Raw genomic sequence first — 13,647 nt, forward strand, 5'->3', positions numbered from 1 at the left:
CAAAATCAAAAATGTAGCCCCATTTGTACTGCATGGCTCAGTATTGTGAACTGAGCCATTTTTGGTTGCCTGTTGAACTAAGCTCCCTTCCCAACCATAAAAGAGCGGATATCAAGGAGGGAATCAGCAGGGTTTGATAATTAAGCGGAGAAATTCCTCCTAATTATCTAATAGCAATGAAAATAGCATAAATAGACGGAGAGATTCCGGTTATTTGCTCAAAAAACGTAAAAATGGGTAAATTTACTTCGCTTAATCGGAAAATCTCCGCTTATATACCCTGAACAGAGCTCTACTCTGCAGTTTAACCGGAAAACCTCCGCTTATTTTTATATTTTTTGTAAGATAAATTGTATATGTTATTCCCACAATATTTTTCATATAAATGTATATTTTTTAAAAAGGTGCAAAATATATAGCTACACCAACGAAAAGGAGAGATTGAAATGGACAGAAATAACCGTGGAAATAACTCTAACCAATTATTAGTACCTGGGGCAGAACAAGCTCTTGAACAAATGAAGTACGAAATTGCTAGTGAATTTGGTGTAAATTTAGGACCTGAAACATCTGCACGTGCAAACGGATCAGTAGGTGGAGAAATCACAAAACGCCTGGTAAGAATGGCCGAACAGTCAATGGGCGGCAGCTTCCGCTAATTTTGTAATAATTTATCCTTAGAAATATGTAACGGGAGAGGTAATCTAACTTACCTCTCCCATTTATTATGTTGAGTTTCCTATTATCGTGTAAATAATTGAGGAAATAAGTCGTAATTTCCTTGGAAATATTCGACACGTTTCTTAATACAGAAAATTAGTGATGAAGTTCATTCTTTTCTCCTTTTTATTTTGTTATACAAAGCTATGATACCTGCACAAATAATAGAAACCACTAGCAATGAAATGAGGTAAAAATAGGGGGAAATCACCATACCATAAGCTACTTCATTTTGGAGCAGGTATACCTCCCCTTGCCTGCTCGGTTTATAAAACATGGTTTTTAGATAACCTATTCCAATCGTGCAAAATATATAAATGATATGTAGAATGATTGAAGCTATAACAGCTTGTAGAATTGTTTTCATAGATACCTCCTAAGTCCCAAAAAAAGTCCTTTAAGAATATTTTCTTAAAGGACTCCGGATTAGACAATATTTCCCACTAGGTTTTCAAAAAGTTTTTAAGTGCTCCTCTTATAATTTAAACTTCCCTGTCAATTCCTTCATCGTGGAAGCCATCTTAACAAGCTCTTCAATAGACTCCGTCATATGTAACACTAATTGTTCTTGTTCTAATGTAAAATCAACGGTTTTCCTTACTTCAGTTGATGCTTGCTCGGCTATATTTGCTGTCTCTTTAGCTGATGCTGTGATTTCTTCTGTTGCTGCAGACATTTCTTCAGAAGTTGCTGTCACTTCTTGGATTTTTACGTTCACTTCCTGAATAGCACCAAGGATGTTTTTAAAAACCATTCCCGTTTCTCCAACGGAACTGATTCCCTGTTTTACATCCTCTAAAACAACCTTCATTTTCTCTGCTGTTACATTCGTATCATTATTAATTTTTTCGATAATGTTTCGTATATTAACGGTTGAAATTTCGGATTGTTCAGCTAGTTTACGCACTTCATCAGCAACGACCGCAAAACCTTTACCCGCTTCACCTGCACGCGCTGCTTCAATCGCTGCATTTAATGCAAGTAAATTCGTTTGAGATGCTATACCTTGTATAATTTCTACAATTGACTCAATATCCTTTGAATGTGCTTGTAATGCCATAATTGAACTGGATGATTCATTAACTGAACGACTTATGGTATTCATTTGCTCTACTAAATCATTCACTTTTGAATTCCCTATCTCTATTTCTTCCTGTGTATGGGAAGATAGTTCAGTAACACCTGATGAATTAATGGCAATTTCGTTAATACTCTCTGACATTTCTTCTATAATTTTTGCACTTTCATCAAGACTCTTATATTGGGTGTCTACAGAAGAAGCCATTTGTTCCATAATTACCGAAATTTCATTACTAGCCCCTTTTGTTTTGTTAGCACTTACTAACAATTGAGACGTTGTTCCACTCATTCTTACCGAGCTTTGATTTATTACCCCAATCATCCTCTTTAATTCTTGAAGCATTTGATTAAATGAATCTGTTAAACTTCCAATCTCATCTTTCCTATTGGATTCAATCGTAACCGTTAAATCGCCTTTTCCAATTAATTCGACCTTCTTGGCTAAATGTTTTAGTGGATTTACAAGTGACATTGTGGCGATGAAAATTAATAATATACTCAATAATACAATTCCAACTGTCATCCATATTAACTTTATTTTGCTCGCCTGTAGAGACGAATACACCATACTAGCATCTAAATCTGCACCCAATATCCCGACTAATTCTCCAGATTCCGATTTGATAGGTATGTAGGCTGAAACTAAGGCACCGTACTCTTCCGAATAAGTCAATTCCCCAACTTGTGACTCTCCCGTTTCAAAAGCCTTAACGAGTAATGGGTAATCCTCAACTCCATCCTCAACTTCTCCTATTGATGAAGCATCATCTGTATCTAATGGCATTCCATCGACCATATAGATATATTCATACTTGTTATCCTTTTCCTTCCTACTCATTGTATATAAATAGACTAACCCATTGGTTTCTCGTATTTCATTTAGACGTTCTCTCAATTCCAAATAGTAATCAGTTTCTCCTGACTCTAGTGAGATTTCCTCATATTGATCCAAATCAATCACTTGAACCGCATTTTCAGTAATGGATAGCGCTTGGTCTCCTAATGAACTAGTAATGACATTTTCTGATGTTTGAAAAGATACATAACTAGTTACGATTCCAGATAGCAATATTAAACTTGAGAAAATAACGATCATTTTCAACTTTATACTTTTACTCATAGACGTCTCCCTCTTCGATATAAATAATAGGGCTATTATACTAGAAAAGGAAAGTAATCTAATTCTTTATTGTTCGACAAATAACGACTTTAATATCATATAAGATATCTACAATTATATTGAACAGAACCATAAAGTAAAAAAGACTACAACAAACTTTTAGTTTGTTTGTAGTCTGACACCTCTATTAAAATAGAGGTTTGAAAATTAATTTAGTTAATCTTTTCTGAAAGAGCTTTAAATCTTTCTGCAACATTCTTGGCAGTAAATCCATATTCTTCAAGCAACTGGTTTGCTGGTGCTGATTCGCCAAAGTGGTCAATAGATAAGACCTCACCATATTCTCCGATATATTCTCTCCAACCAAAGGAAGATGCTGTTTCTATTGCAAATTTTGCTAAAAGTCCTTTAGGAAGGATGCTTTCCCTATATTCCTTCGTCTGCTTCTCAAAACGATCCCAGCTTGGCATGCTCACAACGGAAACATAGATGCCTTCTTGATCGAGAAGCTTTTGTGCATCGATTGCGAGGGCTACTTCTGAACCACTAGCTAATAGTAAGCCCTCTGCTTCTTTAGCTGCCTTAGATACCACATAGGCACCTTTTTGAACACCTTTATATACTTCATCTTCAGACATTTCAAGTGTTGGTAAATCCTGACGAGTTAGTACTAGAGCAGTTGGGTTGCTCTCACTTTCCACAGCTAATCTCCAGGCTGCTGCAGTTTCCTTTGCATCAGCAGGGCGAATTAATGACAATCCTGGCATAGCACGTAATGATACTAGATGCTCAATCGGTTGATGTGTGGGCCCATCTTCACCAACTGCAATACTATCATGAGTAAATACATAGATAACAGGTAACTTCATTAATGCAGACAGACGCATTGCTGGTCTTAAGTAGTCAGAGAAGACAAAGAATGTTGCCCCAAATACTTTAACTCCTCCATGTAAAGCCATTCCGTTTAACGCCGCACCCATTCCAAATTCTCGAACTCCAAACCAAATGTTTCGTGCTTGATATCCGTCCACACCAAAGTTTCCTTCAAAGGTTAATGTTGTTTTATTTGAGCACGCGAGATCAGCCGAGCCTCCAATTAGTTGAGGGACTTTTTTTGCGATTGCATTTAGCATTTTCCCTGAAGAGGCACGAGATGCCATTTTTTCACCTTTTGAAAACTGTGGTAGATCTTGTTCCCAGCCTTCAGGCAATTCACCATTGATTGCACGCTCAAGCTGCTGTGAAAGCTCAGGGTATTGTTGTTTGTAGCTCTCGAAAAGGGAGTTCCATTGATCTTCAAATTGCTTACCAATGCTTGCAAATTGTTGGAAGTGCTCTCTCACTTCATTTGGTACATGGAATGGCTCTTTTTCTTCCCATTCATAGGCTGCTTTCGTCAGTTCCGTCTCCTTCGGACCAAGCGGAGAACCGTGAGAATCGGATTTCCCTCCTTTATTAGGAGAACCAAAGCCAATGGTTGTTTTCACTTCAATAAGTGTTGGTCTTTGATCATCAAGCTTTGCACGTTCCACAGCATTTTGGACGGCAGTTACATCATTTCCATCCTCTACTCTGAGCACTTGCCAGCCATATGCTTCAAAGCGTTGTTGGACACTCTCGGAGAATGTCAGGCTCAAGTCGCCGTCTAAAGAAATGTTATTTGAATCATAAAGTACTACTAAGCGTCCAAGCTTTAAATGACCTGCTAATGACGCAGCTTCTGCTGATACTCCTTCCATCAGATCGCCATCCCCACAGATGCAATAAGTAAAATGATCGACAATGGGATAGCCTTCACGATTGTAGGTTTCTGCCAAATGACGCTCGGCCATAGCCATCCCTGCTGCCATCGCAATCCCTTGACCAAGTGGACCCGTTGTTGCATCTACACCAGGTGTATGCCCGAATTCAGGATGACCCGGTGTTTTACTCTTATATTGGCGGAAATTTTTCAAATCATCTAGCGTGACATTATAACCAAACAAGTGCAATAAGCTGTATAAAAGCATGGATCCATGACCCGCTGATAAAACGAAGCGATCTCGGTTGAACCAATTAGGATTTTTGGGGTTATGAATCATTTCCTTTGCCCAAAGTGCGTAAGCCATTGGAGCAGCACCCATTGGCATTCCCGGATGTCCTGAATTTGCCTTTTCAATAGCGTCGATGGATAATGTGCGAATGGTGTTAATTGCTAATTCATCTACTGTTTTTTTCATTTCTATTGAACTCATAATGACACTCCTTTTGTTAGCGGTCCGTCGTAATATTTATATAGTTTTATATTTTAAAGATCTTTCTAGCTGTTCAACTAAATCGAGTCGCTCTTGGTGTCGACCACCCTGAAATTCTGCTTCGAGCCAGGTGTCAACAATTACAAGTGCAAGTGATTCCCCTACTACTCGCTCACCTAGGCAGAGCACATTGCTGTTATTGTGCTCTCTGGTTGCTCTCGCGGAAAATGTATCACTTACAACTGCTGCGCGAACACCTTGCATTTTATTAGCAGCTATGGACATTCCGATACCTGTTCCACAGCAAAGAATTCCTAATTCACATTCCAGATTAGCAACTGAATATCCCACTTTTTTGGCATATAAGGGATAATTAACACTTTCTGTAAAGTGAGTTCCGTAATCTAGGCATTCGAATCCTTTTTTCTCTAAGTGATTCTTAATAGACTCTTTTAACAAATATCCACCATGGTCACAGCCTAATGCAATTTTCATGCGGTTGCCCCCTGTTTGTTTATTACTCTAGTTAGCTGCTCTAAATTCTCTTTAACATCACCATGAAACGTGTATGAACCTGCAACGATTACATTGGCACCTGATTCTACACATAGCTGTGCTGTTTCGAGGTTAATTCCCCCATCTACCTCGATGTCTATATTCCTACCTTCTACAAGCTTTTTTGCTTCCTGAATTTTCGGTAGCACACTTGAAATGAAGCTCTGACCACCATAACCTGGATTAACGGTCATAAGTAAAATCATATCAATTTCATCTAGAACATGCTTAATCGTTTCAATGGGGGTAGCAGGATTTAGGACTACACCGGCTCTTGTATTGTTTTTCTTTATTAATTGCAGACTTCGGTGGAGATGCGTTGTTGCTTCTTGATGAATGGTAATGATATCAGCCCCTGCCTCAGCCACAATCGGAATAATCCAATCAGGATTTTGTACCATTAAATGAACATCAAAAATGAGCTTTGAACGTTGCCGAAGCATTTTGATTTGATCTGGTCCAAAGGTAATATTGGGAACAAAGTTTCCGTCCATTACATCAATATGAAGCATGCTAATATTGCTTTGTTCTAAAAGCTTCATTTGGTCCTCTAGATGGCAAAAATCTGCTGCCAGTATTGAAGGCGCTATTTTCATTTGAACCTTCTCCTTTTCTCTTTGTTCATTACTTCACAAAGAAATGTTTAGTCAACTAATACTTAAATCGTCTCTTCTTGATCAATGGCTTCTTGCCCATTAGGTAAAATTAATACCTTATTAAATGATTCTTCTCGATTTATGATCATATTGAATGCTTTTTGAGTTTCCTCTAAATTAAACCGGTGAGATATAAGATCACGTATTTGAAATCTTTTCTGTAAAAGAAACTCAATACTTTTCGTCCATTCCTCACCAGGAAATGGTGCAGAATATGAATTCCAAAAGCCCTTTAAAGTAAGTTCTCTTCGAAAAATATTCTCGAATGCTTTTTCGGAAAGTAAAACATCGGAATAAGCAATTCCTAGATAACCAACTTTCCCCTGTTTCCTTATCACAAGTAAGCATTGTTCCTGCGTAATTTTTGATCCGGCACATTCTAAGGCGATGTCCACACCAAGACCCTTTGTGTATTCTTTGATTTTTATAGCTAAATCCTCTTTTAATGGATTGATGGTACGGTTACATCCGATTGACTTTGCGTAATCTAGTTTCTCTTCCGAAATATCGATGGCAATGATTTCTTGTACACCAGATACTTTAAGCCATTCAATTACGAGTATTCCAATCGTCCCTACACCAAATACCGCCACCACATCACCTATACGTGGAGAAATATGCAAAACACCATGCAAGGCTACTGCTAAAGGCTCTATCATGGCTGCCTCTTCAAATCTCATATTTCCTACTGGAAGAACATTGGTTGCTTTTATATTGACATATTCGGCAAATGCACCTGGAGACTTAGAACCAATCATTCCGTAATTATCACATAATGAAAATTGCCCTCTTTTGCAATATTCACAAGAATGACATGGTAGAAAAGGGATACCAACTACTCTCTCCCCAAGATTTAAATGGCTAACGGCACTACCTTTTTCTACAATTACACCAGAGAATTCATGACCCATGATAGCTGGAAGATCATACTTCCATTTGCTTGTCATTTTATGTGTATCTGACCCACAAATGCCCGCAGCCATTACTTTTATTTTCACTTCATCTTCTTGACAAGGCGAAATTTCAACTTCTTCGTATACAAAATGATTTTCAGAATAAAGAACTGCTGCTTTCATCTTCGGCCTCCCAATCAGTCAACTTTTATGTCTTCGAGGCCCGTAGCACGTGTGGCATTCTGGAGCTTTCTTTTTTTCAATTTGGATACAGTTAACCGATAGACTGCAATAGCAAAAACCGCACTGTTGATAGGAAATTGATATTGCATATAATACTCACTTAAAAATCTGCCATGTGGTCCTAATGCGTAATCGATCATACTCTCTACCATACTATTCACCTTACTCCTTCAATTTTTCACACGTAAACTACGAGCTAGTCCACGGACTCGAAGACTAGCCTGTATTCCTTAATAGTTTCCCTGTGCGTATATTCATTCAACAGGTGTTAACACTACTTTAATTGCTTCGCCACTTTTGATCGTTTCATACGCTTTTTGCCATTCCGAAATCGTGAATTGATGGGTCACTAGTGCATCCGCTTTTACGCATGATTCGTTCATTAATCGGAGGGAAGGCTCCCAGTCAAATGGGTTTTGGCTTCTACAACCAATGACTTCAATTTCTTTCTGAATGATTTTTTCGAAGTCAACTACTATTTCAGGGGTAGCAAAGATACCTACTTGGACGTAACGCCCTTTCTTTCGTAGCAAATCTAATCCCATGGAAAGGGCAGGTGGTGCACCGGTACACTCTAGAACCACATCAGCACCATAGCCCTCTGTTATTTCATTTACAATTTGCTTTACATCTTTTGCTTGGATATTAATAATGTGGTCGATACCAAGCTCAGCGGCTTTTACTAAGCGGTGTTCATCTTTTTCTAGACCTGTAATTACCACTGTTGCTCCTTTGTGCTTTGCAATTTGTGCTGTAAGAAGTCCGATTGGTCCAGGACCTAACACGACAACAACTTCACCTGGTTGGATACGACCTTTTTCAATCGCATGATGCGAACATGCTAAGGGCTCAGTTAATGAGGCTGATAAATAACTAACATTTTCAGGAAGTTTATGAACACTTTCCTTCCTAGCAATTACGTATTTTGCAAATCCACCATCTTGCTGTGTACCTAATCCCTTTCGATCACTGCATAGATTATAATTCTTTGATTGACAATACTTACATTTTCCACAAATAGTAAAGGTCGTCTCTGAAGTCACACGATCTCCAACTTGAATGTCTTTAACATTCAAACCAACCTCTACTACTTCACCAGAAAACTCATGTCCTAGAGTGACTGGTGCATTCACTTTATATTTACCCTCATAGGTATGAAGGTCCGTTCCACAAACTCCAGCATATTTTACAAGTATTTTCACCTGATTTTCGCCAACTGTTGGCTCCTCAACTTCAATTAATTCAAGGTGTCCGAAGCCTTGTTCTAATTTTACAAGTGATTTCATTTCGTTTCCTCCTAAAAGGATTTCTTTTAAAAGGCTTTTTTCTAATGACTACTCTTTGTCAATAGCCAATCCTTGTCTATACGGCATACAACTGTCCGTATTACATAAAAAACTAAGGTTGAAAATAGCCAATTTTGACAAAAGGTATTAATTATAGTATTGTTAAATCAAATTATATTTTTTAGAGATTCCCGTCTCTAAGCCTCTCGAATTAAACGCCAATTTAAGTCGAGATTGTAAGAGCTAATGCTGCATTTTTGCATGTATTAGCTCTTGCTATTTATAGCCCTAATTGAATAGCGCAAAGAGCTTATAAACAACATAGTTTACTAGGTTACCACCTTGGTCAATACTAGAGATCATGTTGGTTCCTTCAGGCATATCAAAGTGTGCATCAATTGCCATTTGGGTGTGAAGCGGAGCAAGATCTGTTGCCATGTAAAGTGATAGGGCGATAACTACAGTACCTGCGATAACTGAGTGGATAATATTCCCTCTTGCAGCACCGACGATAAATGCAACGATAAATGGAATGGTCGCCAAGTCACCGAATGGTAATAGATTGTTACCAGGTAAAATAACTGCTAATGCAACGGTAATAGGCACAAGAATAAGAGCTGTTGCTATAACTGATGGATGTCCGATGGCTACAGCTGCGTCTAATCCGATGTAAATATTATCTGCACCAAACTTTTTACTTAAGAAATTACGAGCAGCTTCTGATACTGGCAGTAAACCTTCCATGAGAATTTTAACCATTCTAGGCATAAGGAACATTACCCCACCCATTGCCATTCCGACCTTTATGATGTCTCCAGCGCCATAACCAGCCAGTGCGCCAAGTCCTATACCTAAGATAAGACCCATAAAAATTGGTTCACCGAAAACACCAAATCTTTTTTGAATGGTTTCTGGATCAGCGTGAAGATTTTTTATACCAGGAATTTTCTGAATTAACCAAACTAACGGAATACCAATTGGTGCATATGATGCTGTACTTCCTGTTGGAATCGAAATTCCTGGTAGTTGAAAGTAGTTTTCTAGCATAGGCGCTGTCCAGTCAGCAATTTTAAGAATGATAATTTGGAAAATAACTGCAGCAATTAAAGCTTGAACGATACTACCTGATAATGCATAAACTACTGCTCCGGCAAATGTGAAGTGCCAGAAGTTCCAAATATCTACCATCATCGTTTTTGTCGTTTTTGTTACAAGCATGATGATATTAATGACTAACCCTAAAGGAATAATAAATGCTGCGATTGGTGATGCCCATGATATAGTTGCTGCACCTGGCCAACCAACGTCAATCACGTTTAATTCTATTCCAAACCTCTCTACCATCCCATTAGCGGCAGGTCCAAGATTATTAACTAGCAAATCTACGACCATGAAAATACCGATAAATCCAACCCCGATCGTTAAACCTGAACGAAACGCTTTCCCTGGCTTTTGACCAAAAAGCATACCTAGAAGAAAGATGGCTACTGGTAAAATAACCGTTGGTCCTAGTCCTAAAAATGCCTGTAAAGCTTCAACCATGTCCTTCATATTTCTTCCTCCTCAAACTAAGTACAATACTTATCTACTACTCTGTTTTCGGATAAGTCGTTTCACATGAGCCTATCTTTTACCCATAGTTAAGAAAGTCGCGTTTTCAAAACCTTGATTTTCGTTAAGGAAACAACTGCTTTCGAAAACAGTTATAAAAAATGACTAAATCATTTTTTAATTTCCTCTAGAATCTGCTGCTTCACATCATCTAATCCAATTCCTGTTAAGAAAGCTCTTGCGTTGATGACTGGGAATGGGTAATCCTTACCAGTTATAGTTGTTGTCACAAGTAAGTCAGCAGAATCTAAATATCCTGATACCTCAGTTATTTTGCACTGAATTAAGTTAGCCTGAATGTTATTCGCACTACACATATCTAGAATTGCCTCATTTACCACTGTAGAAGTTGCAATACCTGCACCACATGCTACTAAAATCGTCTTTTTCTTCATATTTAACCCCTGCCCCTCTAATGATTTAATTTACTTTCAAGTAAATCAATGATTATATCTTTACGATGTTCCCTTGATATTTCATTTAATGTTTCTTCATTTTGAAAGATTTGCATTAAGCTTTGAAGTAATTTTAATTGCGCATGCTGTTGATCCATTGCTAGCATAAAGACAAGCTTCACTGGAGTAACGGTTCCGATTTCCCCCATAATTCCAAAATCCACTTCATTTTTTAAAACAGCCACACTAATAGCCTTTCTATTCACATGCTCAATATCCGTATGTGGAATTGCGACAGAACATCCTAGTGTTGGTAGGCCTGTTGGAAAAGTCTTCTCTCTTTCGATCACTGCATCGATATAGCTTTCTTTGACGACACCTTGTTCGTATAAATTTCTAGCCATGTTTTGAAGAACTTCTTCGTTTGTTGTACCAGCCAAGTCTACCATTATGAGTGATTCTTCTAGACAAACGGTGTCCATTTTCATTCTTCTCCTTACTTTCGTTTATAGTGTTACTAGGTTGTATTTTTAAGCATCCCCCCTTTCAAGAAATACACTATTAGACAGCTGAGTATTTCGAAATCACCTGGAGAAGTTCATCTGACGTCTTTGATTCTATCAGCCTCTTAGTATCTTCCTGATTACTAGCCAGCTTCATGAGCTGCATCAATGCTCTTAAATGTTGGTGCTTGTCTAAAGCAGCAATTGTAATAATGATTTGGACTGAATATTCATTATATTGAACAGGTTCTTCTAACCTAAGAAGACTCATACTAACCTCGTTTACACCACTTTCAGGATCGGCATGCGGTATGGCTATATTGTTCCCGATAATAATGTATGGGTCTTCGTTGTCATACAATCGAAGCATTTCCTCTACATAAGAGGGTGTAACACTGCCACTCTCAACTAAAGGTCTTGAGCAAATTTGAAGTGCTTCCTGCCACGAATTCATTCTTTTTTCTAAGGTGATCGTTTCAGGTACAATTAGCTCATTTAATTTTCTCTTCGGTAGCTCCATAGGGTTCGCCATATGCAGTGAATGATCTTGGCGAAAATGTGATTCAAGCTCCTTTTGTAGCTGCTCTCGATTTTCAATGATCGCATGTTTTTCAATAATATCGATAACGTGATACATGTTCATAATCGATGGTGTGTAGCCGTTTAGCTCCTGCATCACCTGTTTTCGTAACCGATATTTTTCTTCTCTTTCTAAAAACGTTTTAACTAGGATTTGCTTCCTATTCGTTTGTAGAAAAGTGGTAGTAAAGACAAGATCATAATCAAGTGGATAAACTTGAAATTCTCGGACTGACAAAGCATCAATAAATACAAACTCTGGGAACAATTCTCGCAAGGTGCTTTCGAGTAATCTTGATACGCAGATACCCTTCGGACAAACAACGAGAGCTTTTATTTTCTTCTGGAGGCTATCCCCTTGCCTAGAAAGCCAACCACCGATAAGCATCGTAAAATAAGTGGATTCACTCTCCGGAATACTTCCTCCAATAAGCTGTTCTAATGGTCTCATAGATTTTCTTACAAGATGATGCAGCTCCTTAAATTCACTACTTACTGTATTTTCTAAGGGATTTGTAATCGATAGCTTATATTTAATTCTGTAATACGCTGGTTTAACATGTAGAAGGATTTTATTTAAGAGCTGATCTTTCTCTTGTAATCGTACACATGCATTTTTCTCAAATAAAGAGAGCATTAGACTAATAGAGTGATATAATTCAGGAAATGTTTTGTCTGCATTGCGTTCGGAAGAGGATACATTTGTTGTTAAAAGGTGCAATGTGATAAATAGTCTTTCTTCCATCGGGATTTCAGCTAAATCCTGTAAAAGCTCTTCTGCTGCTTGAAATTCCTTCGTATCAGACAGTTCATAATAATGAATGTGAAATGGTTCGATTAATTTCCCTTGAGTAATGCGTCTTAGAAGTAGTATGAGTATGTAGGGCATTGATTCGATTTTTTCATCAGTAAACTTCAGATTTAATTTTCTCTCAACCTCTTCCACTCGTTCATGAAAGATATCAATCTCTGATAGTGGAATAGAAGCTAACTCCTCAATCCACTTTTTCCCATTTGTCATTTCAATCGTTTTAAAAATGATGTTAATCAATAATTGTCTCTTATTAAACTCCTTACCTTCGATAAGGTAGCCATACTGCCTATAGTACTTAATAGTTAACTCAAAGATATCAAGCTGGAGTTGAGCATTTTTCAGATCGTTAATTACAGTATTACGACTTACACCAAGGCTCGAAGTAAAATGGTAAAGTGAAAGTTCTTCACTTCTGCTTAATAGCATGAGTATCAATAGATTTACTCTTTCGTTTTCAGAAAGAATGTATGCATCTGTTTCATTTAAGGTACTTTCATTCATGAGAGTTGTATAAAGCACCTTATTTAGAAGAAATAATCCAGACTTTGTTCTTTTGATCACAGGTAGACCTGACGCCGTTAACCAATCATTAATTTTGTTAATGCTATACCCAACCTGTCTTCTGCTAAGAGAAAACTGATCTTCCAGATCCTTGTTTTTTATACTCGGATTAATAAGAATTTCATGAAGTATTTGACTGCTTCTCTCGTCTAAATCCATTGTCATGTCCTCCTTGGTTACATAGTATCATTCATAAAAATAAAAATGTACACGTTTTCATTCCAATTTATTACCGCGATGATGTACATCAATGGGATGTACAATGTGTATTGTCTCACATTGTACATTCTGCCGATAGGTATCGTTAATTGGGTTTTGGCAATAGGTTGCTGACAACATAAAAAGAACGCAATGATTAATTGCGTTCTTTTTATAGGTAGTATTCTTTTGAATTTAA

General features: G+C 37.7%; 13 protein-coding genes. 1 reads left to right on the forward strand and 12 read right to left on the reverse strand.

Annotated features, from left to right (window positions below; genetic code table 11):
• Window positions 1–446 precede the first annotated feature (446 nt).
• On the forward strand, window positions 447–659 hold the full coding sequence (locus tag M3175_RS17840) for an alpha/beta-type small acid-soluble spore protein (RefSeq protein ID WP_251521977.1): 213 nt from the start codon (window positions 447–449) through the stop codon (window positions 657–659).
• Between the two features lie 170 nt (window positions 660–829).
• Here M3175_RS17840 and M3175_RS17845 read toward each other — a convergent pair whose 3' ends face one another.
• From M3175_RS17845 to M3175_RS17900, 12 genes are all read right to left on the reverse strand, one after another.
• Window positions 830–1,087 (reverse strand): hypothetical protein, encoded by a 258-nt coding sequence (locus M3175_RS17845; protein ID WP_251521980.1) that lies wholly within the window; start codon window positions 1,085–1,087, stop codon window positions 830–832.
• A gap of 108 nt (window positions 1,088–1,195) precedes the next feature.
• Window positions 1,196–2,920: a methyl-accepting chemotaxis protein gene (locus M3175_RS17850; RefSeq protein ID WP_251521983.1), complete on the reverse strand. Its 1,725-nt coding sequence runs from the start codon at window positions 2,918–2,920 to the stop codon at window positions 1,196–1,198.
• Window positions 2,921–3,132: 212 nt separating this feature from the next.
• The gene (tkt, locus tag M3175_RS17855; protein ID WP_251521986.1) at window positions 3,133–5,154 is read right to left on the reverse strand and encodes a transketolase; all 2,022 of its coding nucleotides are present in this window, start codon (window positions 5,152–5,154) and stop codon (window positions 3,133–3,135) included.
• Window positions 5,155–5,190: 36 nt separating this feature from the next.
• A complete protein-coding gene (gene rpiB / locus M3175_RS17860; protein WP_251521988.1) occupies window positions 5,191–5,649 on the reverse strand; it encodes a ribose 5-phosphate isomerase B in 459 nt (152 codons plus the stop codon).
• Window positions 5,646–6,305, reverse strand: coding sequence for a ribulose-phosphate 3-epimerase (rpe, locus tag M3175_RS17865; RefSeq protein WP_251521991.1), 660 nt, complete (start codon window positions 6,303–6,305; stop codon window positions 5,646–5,648). The genes rpiB and rpe overlap by 4 nt, the downstream gene beginning before the upstream one ends.
• 62 nt (window positions 6,306–6,367) lie before the next feature.
• Complete coding sequence (locus tag M3175_RS17870; protein WP_251521994.1) at window positions 6,368–7,441, reverse strand: galactitol-1-phosphate 5-dehydrogenase; 1,074 nt, start codon at window positions 7,439–7,441, stop codon at window positions 6,368–6,370.
• A gap of 14 nt (window positions 7,442–7,455) precedes the next feature.
• A complete protein-coding gene (locus M3175_RS17875) occupies window positions 7,456–7,653 on the reverse strand; it encodes a hypothetical protein (protein WP_251521997.1) in 198 nt (65 codons plus the stop codon).
• 102 nt (window positions 7,654–7,755) lie between these two features.
• The gene (locus M3175_RS17880; protein ID WP_251522000.1) at window positions 7,756–8,787 is read right to left on the reverse strand and encodes a zinc-binding dehydrogenase; all 1,032 of its coding nucleotides are present in this window, start codon (window positions 8,785–8,787) and stop codon (window positions 7,756–7,758) included.
• A 288-nt stretch (window positions 8,788–9,075) separates the two neighbouring features.
• A complete protein-coding gene (locus M3175_RS17885; RefSeq protein WP_251522002.1) occupies window positions 9,076–10,338 on the reverse strand; it encodes a PTS galactitol transporter subunit IIC in 1,263 nt (420 codons plus the stop codon).
• A gap of 170 nt (window positions 10,339–10,508) precedes the next feature.
• Window positions 10,509–10,793, reverse strand: a complete 285-nt coding sequence (locus M3175_RS17890; protein WP_251522004.1) for a PTS sugar transporter subunit IIB — start codon at window positions 10,791–10,793, stop codon at window positions 10,509–10,511.
• A 17-nt stretch (window positions 10,794–10,810) separates the two neighbouring features.
• Window positions 10,811–11,275 (reverse strand): PTS sugar transporter subunit IIA, encoded by a 465-nt coding sequence (locus tag M3175_RS17895; protein ID WP_251522006.1) that lies wholly within the window; start codon window positions 11,273–11,275, stop codon window positions 10,811–10,813.
• Between the two features lie 79 nt (window positions 11,276–11,354).
• On the reverse strand, window positions 11,355–13,409 hold the full coding sequence (locus M3175_RS17900) for a BglG family transcription antiterminator (RefSeq protein WP_251522007.1): 2,055 nt from the start codon (window positions 13,407–13,409) through the stop codon (window positions 11,355–11,357).
• Window positions 13,410–13,647: the final 238 nt, after the last annotated feature.

The organism is Robertmurraya korlensis (genome assembly GCF_023715225.1).
Classification (GTDB): Bacteria; Bacillota; Bacilli; order Bacillales; family Cytobacillaceae; genus Robertmurraya_A.